Here is a 16,800-nt window from a genome sequence, read left to right on the forward strand (position 1 = left end):
CAAGGGGGAAGCGATGCCGCGTTGGAAAGATCTGCCCGACGATCTGGACCCACAGATCAGGGAGTTCACCAGCCAGGTGCGGCGGCTTGTGGACGGCAGCGGCCTGAGCGTGGCGGCACTGGCCGACCGCACGGGCTACAGCAAGACGTCCTGGGAGCGCTATCTGGGCGGCCGGCTCCTCGCGCCCAAGGGTGCGGTCGTCGCACTCGCCGAGGTCACCGGCACCAATCCCGTGCATCTGACCACGATGTGGGAGCTGGCCGAACGCGCCTGGAGCCGGGCGGAGATGCGGCACGACCGCACCATGGAGGCGATCCGCATCTCCCAGGCGCGCGCCGCGCTCGGCGAGTTCGGGGCGGCGGAGGCCACCGGGGGACCCTCGGGCCGCATCGGTTCTCCGTCCGGCCGTACCGGTGGATCGTCCGGCCGTCCGGGCGGTGGCGTCGGTACGACCACGGGGATCGCCGGTCCGGCGGGTGTCTCCCCGACGATTCCGCCCCAGCCGACGGCCCCCGACGCCGATGCCCGTGAAAACGCGGGACGTGAGGGCGCGGGCCGTGACGGCGAGGGGCGTGGCCCGGTCGACCGTGAGGACGCCGGGCGCGGCACCGGGACCTCGGGCGGCAACTCCTGGGGCCTGGCCGGGTATCAGGGCCCGTCCCAGGCGACCGCCCGCCCTGGCAGCGGCATCCGCGCGGATGCCGGCGCCGCTGCCGCCGCCGGCGGTGCCCGGCCCGCCGTCGCGCCCGACGGCTCCGGCCGGACGCCGGGCACCCCGAACCCGTACGACGGACAGCCGCCGGCGCCCCGGCCCGCTGGGGGTACCCCCTCCGGGGGAGGCGTTCCGGCCCGGGGGAGCGCGGGCCGGCAGCGGGTGATCATGTTCGTCGCGGGGCTCGTCGGCGTGCTCGTCGTCATCGCGGCCGTCTTCTACGTCACCGACCGCAACGGCGCGCGGCACAAGAACGCCGCCAAGTCGCCGTCCCCGACCGTGTCGCAGGCGAGCCCGCCGCCCGGCGTCAAGTGCGCCGGCTCCGCCTGCGGCGGCAAGGACGCCGAGGCGATGGGGTGCAGCGGCGACCTGGTGACCACCGCCAGGACTGTCACCATCGGCACCACCACCCTGGAGGTCCGCTACAGCAAGGCCTGCGGCGCCGCCTGGGGCCGGATCACCGGCGCCGCCCAGGGCGACAAGGTCCGGATCTCCGCGGGCCGGGCCGAACAGACCGGCGAGACCAGCGGCGCCGGAGACACCATCGCCTACACCCCGATGGTCGCCGTGAAGGACGCGGCACAGGCCAAGGCCTGCGCGACGCTGGCGTCCGGGCGGACGGGCTGCACGAAGTAGGAGACGTGCGGGCCGGGCGGCCGGGTCCGGAAAACCGGGAGGATGAATTTCCTGGGGCGGGCGCATGGCCGGACGGATCCTGGGCACGCGAGGAGTACCCCCACGGGAGTCCGGCAGTCCGGTACCCCCACCCGGCGGCCGCCTCCGTCCTCTCCCCCTCTCCCGGACAGGCGGCCGCCTCTTCGTGCGCCATGTGCCCGACTTGTGGGGTGAGCCACACGGCCCCCCGGACGTCTCGCATGCCGGATGCGCGATAGCCTGACCGCTGGATCTCTCTTGATGCCAAGAGATCGATCATCCGCCCGGGGCAGGGACGCCCCACCGCCAGCTGTCATACGGAGAACGCCATGACCCGCACTCCCGTGAACGTCACCGTCACCGGCGCGGCCGGCCAGATCGGTTACGCCCTGCTCTTCCGCATCGCCTCCGGCCAGCTGCTCGGCGCGGACGTGCCGGTCCGCCTGCGCCTCCTGGAGATCACCCCGGCCCTCAAGGCCGCCGAGGGCACGGCCATGGAGCTGGACGACTGCGCGTTCCCGCTGCTCCAGGGCATCGACATCACCGACGACCCGAACGTCGCCTTCGACGGCACCAACGTAGCCCTCCTCGTGGGCGCCCGTCCGCGCACCAAGGGCATGGAGCGCGGCGACCTGCTGGAGGCCAACGGCGGCATCTTCAAGCCGCAGGGCAAGGCCATCAACGACCACGCCGCGGACGACATCAAGGTCCTCGTCGTCGGCAACCCGGCCAACACCAACGCGCTCATCGCGCAGGCCGCCGCGCCGGACGTCCCCGCCGAGCGCTTCACCGCGATGACCCGTCTGGACCACAACCGCGCGCTGACCCAGCTCGCGAAGAAGACGGGCTCGACGGTCGCCGACATCAAGCGCCTGACCATCTGGGGCAACCACTCCGCCACCCAGTACCCGGACATCTTCCACGCCACCGTCGCCGGCAAGAACGCCGCCGAGGTCGTGAACGACGAGAAGTGGCTGGCCGAGGACTTCATCCCGACCGTCGCCAAGCGCGGTGCCGCGATCATCGAGGCCCGCGGTGCCTCGTCGGCCGCCTCCGCCGCCAACGCCGCCATCGACCACGTGTACACCTGGGTCAACGGCACGGCCGAGGGCGACTGGGCCTCCATGGGCATCCCGTCGGACGGCTCCTACGGCGTCCCGGAGGGCCTGATCTCCTCCTTCCCGGTCACCACGAAGGACGGCAAGTACGAGATCGTCCAGGGCCTGGACATCAACGAGTTCTCCCGTGCCCGTATCGACGCGTCGGTGCAGGAGCTCGTGGAGGAGCGCGAGGCTGTCCGTTCCCTGGGCCTCATCTAAGAGTTCCGTAGACGCAGCAAACGCTCGGCAACCCGCCACAGGGGTGCCGAGCGTTGCCGTGTGCGGGTGCGTCGTGGCTGGTCGCGCAGTTCCCCGCGCCCCTAGGGAGCTGCAGTGCCGTCGGCTTCATAGCGCGGCACCCCTCCAGCGCGGGCAAGCGAGCCATACCCCGCCATCACCAGCGCCGTAGCCGCCAGCACCACCACCCCCACCGTCCGCAGCGCCGGCCCCATGCCATGGAGCAGGTCGGAGTGAGCCGACAGCACCGTGCCGGTGACGGCGACACCCAGCGCGGCCCCGGTCTCGCGGGCCGTGGTGCCGAGGCCGGAGCCGAGGCCTGCCTGGTGGGCGGGGAGTGAGGTGACCACGCCGAGGGTCAGGGCGGGCATGGACAGACCGGTACCGGCCGCGATGACCAGCAGCCAGCAGGCGTACACCGCGTAGGGGGTGCCCGCGTCGGCGGTGGACACACCGAGCAGGCCGAGGCCGATCAGGGTGAGTCCGGTGCCGATGACCGCGCGGGGGTGGCCGGCCCAGCGGGTGGCCAGCCGTTGGGCGACCGCCATGCCGAAGGGCAGCGGCAGGATCGCGACGCCGGTGACGGCCGCGCCGAAGCCCTTCAGCTCCTGCAGATACTGCGAGTTGACGAAGAACAGCGCGAACAGGCCGAAGAAGCCGGTGGCCGTGCCGAGGGAGGACGCCCGCAGACGGGCGGAGGCGAAGACGCGCGGGTCGAAGAGGGGGGCGGGCGAGCGCAGGGCGTGGCCGGTGAAGACGGCGATCAGCAGCGCGCCCGTCGCGAAGGCGCCGAGGATGCGGGCGGAGGACCAGCCGTAGGCGGGACCCTCGATGATGCCGAACAGGACGGCGACCAGGCCCGCCGTGAGCAGCAGGGTGCCGAGGGGGTCGGGGTTGCTGCGGGCGGAGCGCTCGGTGCGCGGGACGGTGACCGCGACGGCCGCGGCGAGTACGGCGGCGAGCGGGACCATGGCCGCGAACAGGGCGCGCCAGGTGAGGAACTGGCCGGCCAGACCGCCGCCCAGGTTGCCCGCCGCGCCGCCCAGGCCGATCGACAGCGTCCAGGCGCCCATCGAGCGGGCCCGGTGCTCGGGCGCGGACAGCTGCATCAGGATCGAGAGGGTGGCCGGTGTGATCAGGGCCGCTCCGGCACCGGACAGGCCCCGGCCCGCTATCAGGACGGCCGGGCCGGACGCGAGCGCGCTGGTGGCGGCGCCCGCCGCGAACAGGGTGAGCCCGGCGAGCAGCGCGCCCTTGCGGCCGTATCGGTCGCCGAGCGCGCCGGCGGGGATCAACAGGCCCGCGAAGACGATGACATACGCGTCGACCGTCCACAGGATCTCGGTGTGCGAGGGGTGCAGGGGCGAGGAACTCAGCTGCGGGATCAGGAGGTTGATGGCGGCGACCATGCTCTGCGCGACCAGGACGCAGGCGCACAGCGCGAGCAGGGTGGGGCGTTTCAGGGCGTGCGTGGGCACGGCTCCTCCCGGGAGCTTCGGAAGTGGTGTCGGGATCGCCCTCACCGTAGGCTCGCCGGTAACCTGCTTTCCAGTGCAACCTTTGCAAGGGGTACCTGCGCATGACGCAATCCACCGGCCGGGACCTGAGACTGGACCTGAATCTGCTGGTCGCGCTGGACGTGCTGCTGGAGGAGCAGAGCGTGCAGGGCGCCGCGCACCGGCTGCATCTGTCCGAGCCCGCCATGAGCCGCACCCTCGGCCGGATCCGCAAGGCGCTCGGTGACCCCGTCCTGGTGCGCGCCGGACGGCAGATGGTGCCGACCCCGCACGCGCTGGCCGTGCGCGCCGAGGTGAGTGCGGTGGTGGAGCGGGCCCGGGCCCTGTTCGCGCCGGGCCGGGACACCGATCTGCGCACGGTGACCCGTACGTTCACGATCCTCGGGCACGACTCGATCGCCGCCACGCTCGGCGCCGCCCTCTTCGAGCGCGCCGCCCGCGAGGCGCCCGGCATCCGGCTGCGCTTCCTCTCCGAGAGCCATGTGGACCTGCCGTATCTGCGCCAGGGCACCGCTGACCTGGAGGTCGGGGTGATCGACACGTCCGCGCCCGAGGTGCATGTGGAGACGGTGTACGAGGAGCGCATGCTGGGCGTCGTACGGGCCGGACATCCGTTGCTCAGCGGGGAGTTGACGCCCGAGCGGTTCGCCGGGCAGGCCGGTCATCTGATCGTCTCCCGGCGCGGCAAGCAGCACGGGCCGATCGACGAGGCGCTGGCCGGACTCGGCCTGAAGCGGCGCGTGGTGGGCACCGTCGGCACCTACCCCGCCTCGCTCTTCGTGCTGCGCGAGACCGATCTGATCGGGCTGATCAGCCACTGGGGCCGTCCGCTGGCCGAGATCCTCGGCCTGGTCACCTTCGAGATCCCGCTGCCGCTCCCGGCGGTCGGCGTCGGCTACGCCTGGCATCCACGCCACGACGCCGACCCCGCCCACGCCTGGCTGCGCGGCTGCGTACGCGAGCTGATCGTCCAGGCGTCACGCGCCGGTTAGTCGGCTGGCGCCCCGGCACTAGAGCCGCTTCTCGAACCAGTGGGCGGCGTAGACGTTGTCGTCGTAGCGCGGGATCTCGGTGTAGCCGCAGGCCCGGTACATCGTCTGCGCCTCGGTGAGCACGGTGTGCGTGTCCAGGCGTACGGCCGCAAGGCCGCGCGCCAGCGCCGCCTGCTCCAGGCCCGCCAGCAGGCGCCGGGCGAGCCCCAGCCGGCGGGCCTGCGGATGCACCCATACATGCCGGATCTCGCCGATTCCGGGTGCCAGCAGGCGCAGGGCCCCGCAGCCCACCGGACGCCGTTCCTCGTACGCCACCAGGAAGGCGCCGGCGTCCCCGGTCACCTCCTCGGGCCGTACCAGCGCCGCCTTGTCGAAGCCCTCGGGGAAGCGCGCGTCGATGTCCGCCGCGTAGGCGTCCAGGCAGGCCCGCGCGTCCGGTGAGGCGCCGTCGACGGTCTCGACGGCGATCCCGGCCAGCCGCAGCAGCCGCTCGGCGCTCGCCATGGCCCCGGCCAGCTCGGTCCGCTGGTCGGGGGTGAGCCCTTCGAGGAGGCCGGCCACCAGGGCGTCGGAGCGGCGGTCCTGCTCGGCGACCTCGGCGCGGCCGGCCGGGGTCAGCTCGACCGTGCGCAGCCGGTTGTCCTGCGGGGGCACGCCGACCCGGACCAGGCCCTGGGCCTCCAGGGCCTTCACCATGCGGCTGAGGTATCCGGCGTCCAGACCGAGCCGCCCGCGCAGTTCCCGCAGGGACACCCCCGCCCCGATCTCGAAGAGCAGCCGGGCCTCGCCGAGCGGCCGGTCCTGACCGAGGTAGTGGTCGTCCAGGACGCCGATGCGGCGGGTGAAGTACCGGTTGAAGCGGCGGAACGCGGCGACGTCCTCCGCCGGGATCCGTATTCCTTGACTTTGATCAAAGGCCTCCATTCTTTGACTGTAGTCAGAGATCTCCTTGGCGTCCACAGTCAGTTTTGCCCCTTTTCGGCCAGGTTTTCAGTGACGCGGCGCACTTTCGGCCAGCGATTACGCATGCGATCCGCAGGGTCGGGGCAGGCGGAGGCGGTCCCCGAGGGTGGCATGCACGTCACACAGGGACATGGATCAGGAACGGAAGGCAACACCGATCATGGCGGACAGAACGGCACGACTGGCCCAGGCGACCATCCACGCGGGCGGCGAGTGGCTGGAAGCGGTCTCCGGCGCGACGCGCGAGATCCTCGACCCCGCGGACGCCCGGCCCTTCGCCGTGGTCGCGGAGGGTGACGAGAAGGACGCCGAGCGCGCGATCGCCGCCGCCCGGCAGGCCTTCGACCACGGCCCCTGGCCCCGCACCTCCGTCGCCGACCGCGCCGCCCTGCTGCGCCGCGTCGCCGACCTCCTCGTGCGCGACCGCGAGGAGCTCGGCCTGCTGGAGAGCCGGGACGCGGGCAAGACCGTCGAGGAGGGCCGGATCGACATCGACTGCGTCGCCGACGCCTTCCGCTACTTCGCCGACCTGGTCGCCGCCGAGGCGCCCGGCCGGGTCGTGGACGCGGGCTCGCCCGACATCCACAGCGTCGTCGTCCACGAGCCGGTCGGCGTCTGCGCACTGATCACCCCCTGGAACTACCCGCTCCTCCAGGCCAGTTGGAAGATCGCCCCCGCACTCGCGGCCGGCAACACCTTCGTCGTCAAGCCCAGCGAGATCACGCCGATGACGACCATCGCGCTGTTCGAGCTGCTCACCGAGGCCGGCCTGCCCGCCGGTGCCGCGAACCTCGTCACCGGCCCCGGCCACACCGTCGGCGCCCGGCTCGCCGAGCACCCCGACGTCGACCTGGTCTCCTTCACCGGCGGCCTGGTCAGCGGCGTCAAGGTCGCCCAGGCCGCCGCCCCGACCGTGAAGAAGGTCGCCCTCGAACTCGGCGGCAAGAACCCCAACGTCGTCTTCGCCGACGCCTGCGCCACCGAGGAGGGCTTCGACACCGCCGTCGACCAGGCCCTCAACGCCGCCTTCATCCACAGCGGCCAGGTCTGCTCGGCCGGCGCCCGGCTCATCGTCGAGGAGTCGGTCCGGGACCGCTTCGTCACCGAACTCGCCCGCCGGGCCCAGAAGATCAGGCTCGGCCGCGGCACCGCGGACGGCGTCGAGTGCGGCCCGCTCGTCTCCGCGCAGCAGCGCGAGAAGACCGAGGCGTACGTCGCCTCCGCGCTCGCCGAGGGCGCCGTGCTGCGCTGCGGCGGCAAGCGGCCGCAGCCCTCGCCGGAACGCCCCGAGTCCGGCTACTTCTACGAGCCGACCGTCCTCGACGCCTGCCACCGCGAGATGAAGGTCGTCCGCGAGGAGGTCTTCGGCCCCGTCCTCACCGTGGAGACCTTCCGCACCGAGGACGAGGCGGTCGCCCTCGCCAACGACACCGAGTACGGCCTCGCCGGCGCCGTCTGGACCGCCGACGCGGGCCGGGCCCGCCGGGTCGCCGGCCGGCTGCGCCACGGCACCGTCTGGATCAACGACTTCCACCCCTACCTGCCGCAGGCGGAGTGGGGCGGCTTCGGCAGGAGCGGCACCGGCCGCGAGCTGGGGCCCGCCGGACTCGCCGAGTACCGCGAGACGAAGCACGTCTACCAGAACCTCGCGCCGAAGCCGGTGCGCTGGTTCGCCGGCGGAACCGACTGAGCCGGCCGATCGGCCGAATCGGCTGCGTCCCCTGTCTTTCCACACCCCTGGAGTAACACCCCCATGTCCGAGACCACCCCTCACGTCTACGACTACGTCGTCATCGGCGGCGGTACCGCGGGCTCCGTCATCGCCTCCCGCCTCACCGAGAACCCGGATGTCACCGTCGCCGTCATCGAGGGCGGCCCGAGCGACGTCGGCCGCGACGACGTCCTCACCCTGCGCCGCTGGATGGGCCTGCTCGGCGGCGACCTCGACTACGACTACCCGACCACCGAGCAGCCGCGCGGCAACTCCCACATCCGGCACAGCCGCGCCCGTGTCCTCGGCGGCTGCTCCTCCCACAACACGCTCATCTCCTTCAAGCCGCTGCCGTCCGACTGGGACGAGTGGGAGGCGGCCGGCGCCAAGGGCTGGGGCTCCGTGCCCATGGAGGCCTACTTCGCCCGCCTGAAGAACAACATCGTCTCCGTCGACGAGAAGGACCGGAACGCCATCGCCCGGGACTTCGTCGACGCCGCCCGGTCGGCACTCGGGGTGCCCCGCGTCGAGGGCTTCAACAAGAAGCCGTTCACCGACGGCGCCGGCTTCTTCGACCTCGCCTACCACCCGGAGAACAACAAGCGGTCGAGCGCGTCCGTGGCCTACCTCCACCCGGTGATGGACGAGCGTCCCAACCTGACCGTCCTGCTGGAGACCTGGGCGTACAGGCTGGAGCTGAACGGCACCCGCGCCGAGGGCGTCCATGTGCGCACCAAGGACGGCGAGGAACTCCTGATCCGCGCCCGGGGCGAGGTCGTGCTGTGCGCGGGCGCCGTCGACTCCCCGCGCCTGCTGATGCACTCGGGCATCGGCCCCCGCGAGGACCTCGAAGAGCTGGGCATCCCCGTCGTGCACGATCTGCCGGGCGTCGGCGAGAACCTGCTCGACCACCCCGAGTCGGTCATCGTCTGGGAGACCCACGGCCCGATCCCGGAGAACTCCGCGATGGACTCCGACGCGGGCCTGTTCGTGCGCCGCGACCCCGACCACGCGGGCCCGGACCTGATGTTCCACTTCTACCAGATCCCGTTCACGGACAATCCCGAGCGCCTGGGCTACGAACGCCCGCCGTACGGCGTCTCGATGACCCCGAACATCCCCAAGCCGAAGTCCCGCGGCCGCCTCTACCTCACCAGCGCCGACCCGTCCGTGAAGCCCGCCCTGGACTTCCGGTACTTCACCGACGAGGACGACTACGACGGCCGGACCCTCGTCGACGGCATCCGCATCGCCCGTGAGATCGCCAAGACCGAACCGCTGGCCGGCTGGCTCAAGCGCGAGGTCTGCCCCGGCCCGGAGGTCCTCGGCGACGCCGAGCTGAGCGAGTACGCCCGCAAGGTCGCGCACACCGTCTACCACCCGGCCGGCACCTGCAAGATGGGCGCCGCCGACGACCGACTCGCCGTGGTGGACCCGGAGTTGAAGATCCGCGGCCTCGACGGCATCCGCATCGCCGACGCCTCCGTCTTCCCGACCATGCCCGCCGTGAACCCGATGATCGGGGTGCTCATGGTCGGGGAGAAGGCTGTCGAGCTGATCGGCGGTGATGCGTGATGAGTACAACCACTCAGGCACCGATGGACACGCCGATGGAGGCACCGATGGAAACGCCCGTCTTCTCCGTGTCCGGCCTGTGGAAGGTCTTCGGCCCCAAGTCGGAGCGGATCCCCGCCGACCCGGAACTCAGCACCCTCGACCCCGCCGACCTGCGCACCCGCACGGGCTGCACGGCGGCCGTCCGCGATGTCTCCTTCGACGTCCGAAAGGGCGAGGTCTTCGTGGTGATGGGCCTGTCGGGCTCCGGCAAGTCCACCCTGGTCCGCTGCCTGACCCGGCTCATCGAACCGACCTCCGGCACCATCGCCATCGACGGCGAGGACGTCCGCGCGATGGACAAGGCCCGCCTGCGCGAACTGCGCCGCCACCGCGCCGCCATGGTCTTCCAGCACTTCGGCCTGCTCCCGCACCGCACCGTCCTCGACAACGTGGCCTACGGCCTGGAGATCCAGGGCGTCGGCAAGGCCGAACGGCGCGAGCGGGCCGCCGAGGTCGTCGCCAAGGTCGGCCTGGAGGGCATGGAACACCGCCGCCCCGCCCAGCTCTCCGGCGGCCAGCGCCAGCGCGTCGGTCTGGCCCGGGCGCTCGCGGTCGACCCCGAGGTGCTCCTCTTCGACGAACCCTTCAGCGCTCTCGACCCGCTCATCCGGCGCGACATGCAGGACGAGGTGGCCCGCCTGCACCGCGAGGAGGGCCGCACGATGGTCTTCATCACCCACGACCTCGCCGAGGCCCTGAAACTCGGCGACCGCATCGCCCTGATGCGCGACGGCAAGGTCGTCCAGCTGGGCACCCCCGAGGAGATCGTCGGCTCCCCGGCCGACGACTACGTCCGCGAGTTCGTACGAGAGGTCCCGCGCGAACACGTGATGACGGTCCGCACGGCGATGAAGCCGGGCGACTGCGGCGGATCCGAGCATCCGGGCGCACTGGACCCGGGCGCCGTGGTGGCCGACGCGATCAAGGCGGTGGCGGGCACAGGCACCGCGGCCTGCGTGATGGAGAACGGCAAGTGCCTCGGCGTGGTCGACCACGAGCGCCTGCTCGGCGTGGTCGCCGGCGTACCCGGCCCCCGCACCAGCCCGGAGGCCGTCTGATGGCAACGCTCACCGTCCCGAGTACCTCCCGCACCAAAGCGCCCCGCATCCTCAAGAACCGAGCCGCGGGCAAGCTCCTCCTGCTCGCCCTCGTCGCCGCGGTCCTCGCCCCCTGGGCCGCCCTGCAGTGGCCCGGCGCCACCTGGCCCCACGACCTGACCGTCAGCCTCGCGAAGCCCCTCGCCTCGGCCAGCAACTGGGTCATCGACAACCGGGACAGCCACCCCCTGTTCCTCTACTTCTTCGGTTACATCAGCAACGCGGTCGTCCTGTCCGTACGCGCCGTCTACCTCACCCTGCTCGCCGCCGGCTGGACCGGTGTCACGGCCCTCGGTGCCCTGGTCGCCTGGCGCGTCGCCGGCCCCCGCCTGGCCGCCGGCACGGCACTCGCCTTCCTGACCTGCGGCGCGCTCGGCATGTGGGTGCCGACCATGCAGACCCTCGCGCTGATGGTGGTGGCGGTCCTCGCCTCCGCGGTCGTCGGCGCGCTGCTCGGCCTCGCCGCCGGTCTCTCCGACCGCCTGGACCGCGCCCTGCGCCCGGTCCTGGACACCATGCAGGTGCTCCCGGCGTTCGCGTACCTCCTCCCCGTCGTCCTGGTCTTCGGCATCGGCGTCCCCGCGGCCGTCCTCGCCACCGTCGTGTACGCCGCCCCGCCGATGGCCCGCCTCACCGCGCTCGGCCTGCGCGGCGCCGACCCCGAGGTCCTGGAGGCCGTGGAGTCGCTCGGCGCGACCCGCCGCCAGCGGCTGCTGACCGCGCGCATCCCGCTGGCCCGGGGGGAACTCCTCCTCGGCCTCAACCAGACGATCATGATGGCGCTGTCCATGGCCGTCATCGCCTCGGTCATCGGCGCCGGCGGCCTCGGCGACCGTGTCTACCAGGCGCTCGCCTCGGTCGACGTGGGCCAGGCCCTCGCCGCCGGCATCCCGATCGTGCTGCTCGCGATCGTGCTGGACCGCGTGACCGCGGCCGCCGGAGCCGCAGCGGGCGCCGGCGCCGAAGAGACGGGAGGGACGCGGCCCCGGACGATCGGCTGGCCGTACGCCCTCGCCGCCACCGTGGCCGTCGCCCTGGCCACGCGCCTCCTCGGCCGGCTGGACTGGCCGTCCGGCGTGACGCTGAACATCGCCGAACCGGTCAACCACGCCGTCGACTGGATGACCAACCACCTCTACTCCGGCGTCCCGGTCATCGGTGGCACGGCCGACTGGGCGGGGCACTTCACCACCTGGGTGCTCGACCCCGTCCGCTCCGGTCTGCTGTGGCTGCCCTGGTGGGCGTTGCTGCTGATCGTCGCCGCCCTGGCCTGGTCGATCGGCACCTGGGGCACCGCCCTGACCGCCGTCCTCGCCATGGCCGCGATCGGTGTGCTCGGGGCGTGGGAACCGGCCCTCGACACGCTCTCGCAGGTGCTGGCCGCCGTCGCCGTCACCCTGGTCCTCGGGTTCGCGACCGGCATCGCCGCCGCCCGCAGCGACCGCGTCGAACGCGCCCTGCGCCCGGTCCTGGACGTGTTCCAGACCATGCCGCAGTTCGTGTACCTGATCCCGGTCGTCGCCCTGTTCGGCGTGGGCCGCGCACCCGCCGTCGTCGCCGCCGTCGTCTACGCCCTCCCGGCCGTCGTCCGGATCACCGCGCAGGGTCTGCGCCAGGTCGACCCGGCCGCCCTGGAGTCGGCGCGCTCGCTCGGCGCGACCGGCCGCCAGCAGCTGTGGCAGGTCCAGCTCCCGCTCGCCCGGCGGTCCTTGCTGCTCGCCGTCAACCAGGGCGTGGTCCTGGTCCTGGCCGTGGTCATCATCGGCGGCCTGGTCGGCGGCGGCGCCCTCGGCTACAGCGCGGTCTTCGGACTCGCCCAGGGCGACCTGGCGACCGGCCTGGTGGCCGGTGCCGCCATCGTCTGCCTGGGCCTGGTGCTCGACCGGGTGACCCAGCCGACCGAGCGACGCGCGAAGAAGGGAGCGTGACATGACGAAGCAGCCGAAGTCGACGAAGACGAAGCTGAGGCGCAGGACGGCGCTGATCGCCGCCGGAGCGGCCACCGTGTCGCTGCTCACCGGCTGCGGCGCCGCCGACATGACCAAGCAGGCCAGCCCGTTCGCGAACGCCCAGGGCGCGAAGTCCGTGACCCTGTCCGTGCAGTCCTGGGTGGGCGCACAGTCCAACGTGGCCGTCGCCCAGTACCTCCTGGAGCACAAGCTCGGCTACCGCGTCGACACCGTCCAGGTCGACGAGGTGCCCGCCTGGGACGCGCTCAGCCAGGGCCGCGTGGACGCGATCCTGGAGGACTGGGGCCACCCGGACCAGGAGAAGCGGTACGTCGAGGACAAGAAGACCATCGCCCGCGCCGGCGACCTCGGTGTGACCGGCCACATCGGCTGGTTCGTCCCGACCTACCTGGCCAAGCAGCACCCGGACATCACCGACTGGAAGAACCTCGACAAGTACGCCTCCCTCTTCCGCACCGCGGAGAGCGGCGGCAAGGGCCAGCTGATGGACGGCTCCCCGTCGTACGTCACCAACGACAAGGCCCTGGTGAACAACCTGAAGCTGAACTACCAGGTCGTCTTCGCCGGCTCCGAGGCCGCCCAGATCACCCAGATGAAACAGTTCGCCAAGCAGCAGAAGCCCTTCCTGACCTACTGGTACTCGCCCCAGTGGCTGTTCAAGAAGGTCCCCATGACGGAGGTGAAGCTGCCGCCGTACAAGGACGGCTGTGACGCGGACCCGGCGAAGATCACCTGCTCCTACCCGCACACCCCGCTGCAGAAGTACCTCAACGCCGACTTCGCGAAGTCCGGCGGCAAGGCGGCTGCCTTCCTGAAGAAGTTCCGGTGGACGACCGAGGACCAGAACCAGGTCTCCCTGATGATCGCCGACCAGAAGCTGTCACCTCAGGACGCGGCGAAGAAGTGGGTGGACAGCCACCCTGAGGTGTGGAAGCGGTGGCTGTCCTGAACGGCCTGACTAGGCAAGGGTGTCGGCGATCTCCCGCAGGGCAGCCGTCACCATCCTCTGGAGGCCCGGCCCGAACGTGATGCGGGTGGCCCCGAGTTCGCCGAGTTCGGTGAACGAGGGGCCCTCGCCGTCCGGGCGGGCGTTGATGTTGACCGGGCCCTGGATCCCGGACCGCAGCAGCGGCAGTACGTCCGCCGGGGCGAAGATCGGGTACACGCAGTCCGCGCCGGCCGCCACGTACAACGCGGCCCGCTCGATGGCCCGTTCGGGATCCTTGTCGCCGTAGAGGAAGACGTCGACGCGGGCGTTGAGGAACAGCCGGCCGGCGGCGGCCTCCCGGAACCCGGCGAGGAACTCCGCCTGCTCGCGCGGATCCCTGAGGACACCGCCGGCCGAGTCCTCCAGGTTGCAGCCGACGGCACCGGCCTCCAGCAGCCGCTCCACCAGCTCCTCCGGCGCGAGCCCGTACCCGCTCTCGATGTCCGCCGACACCGGCACGTCCACGGCCCGGGTGATCCGGGCGACCGCCGCGAACATCTCGTCGGCCGGGGTCGCCCCGTCCTCGTACCCGAGCGACGCGGCCACCCCCGCGCTCGGCGTGGCCAGCGCCGGGAACCCCGCCTCGGCGAACACCCGGGCGGCGGCCGCGTCCCAGGGCCCGGGCAGGACCAGCGGATCGCCCGGGGCGCGCCCCTGGTGCAGCGCGCGGAACACCTCGACCTTGCTCATGGCAGGTAACCCCCTGGAGGGACGCGACGGCTGACCATCAGGCGGTTCCAGCCGTTGATGACGGTGATCAGGCCGATCAGATGGGCGAGTTCGGCCTCGGTGAAGTGTTGCGCGGCCCGTTCGTACACGTCGTCCGGCACGCCGCCGGTGAGCACGGTGACCGCCTCGGTCAGCGCGAGCGCGGCCCGCTCCCGCTCGCTGTAGAGGTCCTCGGTCTCCTCCCAGGCGCCGAGGAGCTGGACGCGGTCCTCCGACTCCCCCTGCTTGCGGGCCAGCCGGAGGTGCATGTCCAGGCAGAACGCGCAGTGGTTGAGCTGCGAGGCGCGGATCATCACCAGCTCGGCCAGGGCCGGGTCGCCGAGCCCCTTCTTCGCGGCCCCGCTGAGCGCGGACATCGCCTGGGCGGCCTCGCGGTCCAGCAGCTGCGTACGGCTCACTTGTGCTGCCCCGCCTGGTAGTGGCCGGGCACCGCGCGGGTGGTCACCCCGAACCGGTTCCACGCGTTGATCACCGCGATCCCGGCGATCAGCTGGGCCAGCTCGGCCTCCTCGAAGTGCCGCGCGGCCTTCTCGTACACCTCGTCCGGCACGAAGCCGTCGGTCAGCACGGTGATCGCCTCGGTCAGCTCGATCGCCGCGAGCTCCTTCGCGGTGTAGAAGTGCTTCGACTCCTCCCAGGCGCTGAGCTGCACGATCCGCTGGACACTCTCGCCGGCCGCCAGCGCGTCCTTGGTGTGCATGTCGAGGCAGAGCGCGCAGTGGTTGAGCTGCGAGGCGCGGATCTTCACCAGCTCGTACAGCGTGGGGTCCAGGCCCTGCCTGGCCGCCGCGTCGAGCCGGATCATCGCCTTGTAGACGTCGGGCGCCAGCTGGGCCCACTGCATGCGGGGGGTGTGCTCGGGGGCGTACTCAACGGTTTCTTCACTGCTCATGGCCTCGACCCTAGGAGTCAGGCAGCCCAGGAGTATGGTCCATTTCCATGGTGGAATCCTGGGCCGCTTTCGGCGTCGACCTGCACCTGGAGCCGACCGGCGCGGGCGGGCTGCGCCGGGGCCTGACCGACGCCCTGCGGGACGCCGTCCGCACCGGCCGGCTCGCACCCGGCACCCGGCTGCCCTCCTCCCGCTCCCTCGCCGCCGACCTCGGCATCGCCCGCAACACCGTCGCCGAGGCCTACGCGGACCTGGTGGCGGAGGGCTGGCTCACCGCCCGGCAGGGCTCCGGGACCCGGGTGGCGGAGAGGGCCGCCGCGACGCCGCCGTCCACCGCCACGCCGCCCGGTGCGGGAGCCGCGCCCCGCCGGGGGCAACCGGCCCGGCCGGCGTACAGCCTCCTGCCCGGCAGCCCGGACCTGGCCGCCTTCCCGCGCGCCGAGTGGCTCAGGGCGGCCCGCCGCGCGCTGACCACCGCCCCGTACGACGCCCTCGGCTACGGCGACCCGCGCGGCCGCCCCGAACTGCGCACCGCCCTCGCCGGCTATCTCGCCCGCGTGCGCGGCGTCCGGACCGCCCCGGAGACCATCCTGATCACCTCCGGCTTCGCGCACGCCCTGCGCATCACCGGCGCGGTGCTCGCGGCGCGCGAGGTGCGCACGGCGGCGGTCGAGTCGTACGGCCTCGACGCCTACCGGGGCCTGCTCCAGCAGGCGGGCCTCGCCACACCCGCCCTGCCCTACGACGAACTCGGCACCGACACCCGGGAGTTGGGCGAGGCCGGTGCCGTCCTGCTGACCCCCGCCCACCAGTTCCCCATGGGCACGCCCCTGCACCCCGACCGGCGGGCCGGCGTCGTGGACTGGGCCCGGCGCACCGGCGGGCTGGTCCTGGAGGACGACTACGACGGCGAGTTCCGCTACGACCGCCAGCCCGTCGGCGCCCTCCAGGGCCTCGACCCCGACCGCGTGCTCTACTTCGGCACCGCCAGCAAGTCCCTGGCCCCCGGACTGCGGCTGGGCTGGCTGGTGCTGCCGCCCGCCCTGGCCGAGGAGGCGGCCGCGGCCAAGGGCGGCATGGACACCGTGGGAGTGCTGGAACAGCTCACCCTCGCCGAGTTCATCACCTCGGGCGCCTACGACCGTCACGTCCGCTCCTCCCGGCTGCGCTACCGGCGCCGCCGCGACGCCCTCGCCGCCGCCGTGACCGCCCGCGCGCCCGAGGTCGCGGTCACCGGGATCGCCGCCGGCCTGCACGCGGTGCTGCGGCTGCCCCCGGGCATGGAACGGTCGGTGATCCAGGCCGCCGCCTGGCAGGGCCTGGCCCTGCACGGCCTCGCGTTCCACCGCCACCCCGAGGCGGTGGCGAAGCCGCTGGACGCCCTGGTGGTGGGATACGGCACACCACCGGACAGCGCCTGGGCGGGAGCCCTGGACGCGTTGTGCCGGGTACTGCCTTAGGGCCTGTCGTCAAATTCCCGCCTGCCCCGCGGAGTCTGGTACGCACTCCCCCACTGCCTCAAGGGCGTGGGGACCCCCAGCCGCGTTGTCGTCGGTCGCCGACGCTCCCCCGCGCTCGACTGCGCTCGCGCGGGGGGACCCCCACCGTCGACTCCCTCCTC

General features: G+C 72.6%; 14 protein-coding genes. 9 read left to right on the forward strand and 5 right to left on the reverse strand.

The window, feature by feature from the left end; genetic code table 11:
• The first annotated feature begins 13 nt into the window (after positions 1–13).
• Both AB0L75_RS31585 and AB0L75_RS31590 read left to right on the forward strand, forming a co-directional pair.
• Positions 14–1,348, forward strand: a complete 1,335-nt coding sequence (locus AB0L75_RS31585; RefSeq protein ID WP_365187807.1) for a DUF2690 domain-containing protein — start codon at positions 14–16, stop codon at positions 1,346–1,348.
• Positions 1,349–1,695: 347 nt separating this feature from the next.
• Positions 1,696–2,685 (forward strand): malate dehydrogenase, encoded by a 990-nt coding sequence (locus AB0L75_RS31590; protein ID WP_365187810.1) that lies wholly within the window; start codon positions 1,696–1,698, stop codon positions 2,683–2,685.
• Between the two features lie 101 nt (positions 2,686–2,786).
• On the opposite strand, the gene AB0L75_RS31595 is transcribed toward AB0L75_RS31590, so the two are convergent.
• On the reverse strand, positions 2,787–4,181 hold the full coding sequence (locus AB0L75_RS31595) for an MFS transporter (RefSeq protein WP_365187812.1): 1,395 nt from the start codon (positions 4,179–4,181) through the stop codon (positions 2,787–2,789).
• 101 nt (positions 4,182–4,282) lie between these two features.
• Between AB0L75_RS31595 and AB0L75_RS31600 the strand changes: the two genes are divergently transcribed.
• Entirely contained in the window at positions 4,283–5,212 is a 930-nt protein-coding gene (locus AB0L75_RS31600; RefSeq protein WP_365187814.1) for a LysR family transcriptional regulator, read from the forward strand.
• Positions 5,213–5,230: 18 nt separating this feature from the next.
• On the opposite strand, the gene AB0L75_RS31605 is transcribed toward AB0L75_RS31600, so the two are convergent.
• On the reverse strand, positions 5,231–6,136 hold the full coding sequence (locus AB0L75_RS31605; protein WP_365187817.1) for a bifunctional helix-turn-helix transcriptional regulator/GNAT family N-acetyltransferase: 906 nt from the start codon (positions 6,134–6,136) through the stop codon (positions 5,231–5,233).
• Between the two features lie 199 nt (positions 6,137–6,335).
• Here AB0L75_RS31605 and AB0L75_RS31610 point away from each other — a divergent pair, with 199 nt between their 5' ends.
• The 5 genes from AB0L75_RS31610 (at position 6,336) to AB0L75_RS31630 (ending at position 13,519) form a co-directional block, all read left to right on the forward strand.
• Positions 6,336–7,865, forward strand: a complete 1,530-nt coding sequence (locus tag AB0L75_RS31610; protein ID WP_365187819.1) for an aldehyde dehydrogenase family protein — start codon at positions 6,336–6,338, stop codon at positions 7,863–7,865.
• A gap of 63 nt (positions 7,866–7,928) precedes the next feature.
• On the forward strand, positions 7,929–9,461 hold the full coding sequence (locus tag AB0L75_RS31615; protein WP_365187822.1) for a GMC oxidoreductase: 1,533 nt from the start codon (positions 7,929–7,931) through the stop codon (positions 9,459–9,461).
• A gap of 47 nt (positions 9,462–9,508) precedes the next feature.
• Entirely contained in the window at positions 9,509–10,561 is a 1,053-nt protein-coding gene (locus tag AB0L75_RS31620) for a glycine betaine/L-proline ABC transporter ATP-binding protein (RefSeq protein ID WP_365187824.1), read from the forward strand.
• A complete protein-coding gene (locus tag AB0L75_RS31625) occupies positions 10,561–12,528 on the forward strand; it encodes an ABC transporter permease subunit (protein WP_365187826.1) in 1,968 nt (655 codons plus the stop codon). The genes AB0L75_RS31620 and AB0L75_RS31625 overlap by 1 nt, the downstream gene beginning before the upstream one ends.
• 109 nt (positions 12,529–12,637) lie before the next feature.
• Positions 12,638–13,519, forward strand: a complete 882-nt coding sequence (locus AB0L75_RS31630) for an ABC transporter substrate-binding protein (RefSeq protein WP_365187855.1) — start codon at positions 12,638–12,640, stop codon at positions 13,517–13,519.
• Between the two features lie 9 nt (positions 13,520–13,528).
• Here the strand turns inward: AB0L75_RS31630 and AB0L75_RS31635 are convergent, their stop codons facing one another.
• The 3 genes from AB0L75_RS31635 to AB0L75_RS31645 are packed head-to-tail and all read right to left on the reverse strand — an operon-like array spanning position 13,529 to position 15,179.
• Complete coding sequence (locus AB0L75_RS31635; protein ID WP_365187829.1) at positions 13,529–14,248, reverse strand: isocitrate lyase/phosphoenolpyruvate mutase family protein; 720 nt, start codon at positions 14,246–14,248, stop codon at positions 13,529–13,531.
• The gene (locus AB0L75_RS31640; protein ID WP_365187831.1) at positions 14,245–14,685 is read right to left on the reverse strand and encodes a carboxymuconolactone decarboxylase family protein; all 441 of its coding nucleotides are present in this window, start codon (positions 14,683–14,685) and stop codon (positions 14,245–14,247) included. The genes AB0L75_RS31635 and AB0L75_RS31640 overlap by 4 nt, the downstream gene beginning before the upstream one ends.
• Positions 14,682–15,179: a carboxymuconolactone decarboxylase family protein gene (locus tag AB0L75_RS31645; protein WP_365187834.1), complete on the reverse strand. Its 498-nt coding sequence runs from the start codon at positions 15,177–15,179 to the stop codon at positions 14,682–14,684. Before AB0L75_RS31645 ends, AB0L75_RS31640 begins: the two co-directional genes overlap by 4 nt.
• 47 nt (positions 15,180–15,226) lie before the next feature.
• Between AB0L75_RS31645 and AB0L75_RS31650 the strand changes: the two genes are divergently transcribed.
• Complete coding sequence (locus tag AB0L75_RS31650) at positions 15,227–16,639, forward strand: PLP-dependent aminotransferase family protein (protein ID WP_365187837.1); 1,413 nt, start codon at positions 15,227–15,229, stop codon at positions 16,637–16,639.
• Positions 16,640–16,800: the final 161 nt, after the last annotated feature.

Source organism: Streptomyces sp. NPDC052101, from assembly GCF_040680235.1.
GTDB lineage: Bacteria > Actinomycetota > Actinomycetes > Streptomycetales > Streptomycetaceae > Streptomyces.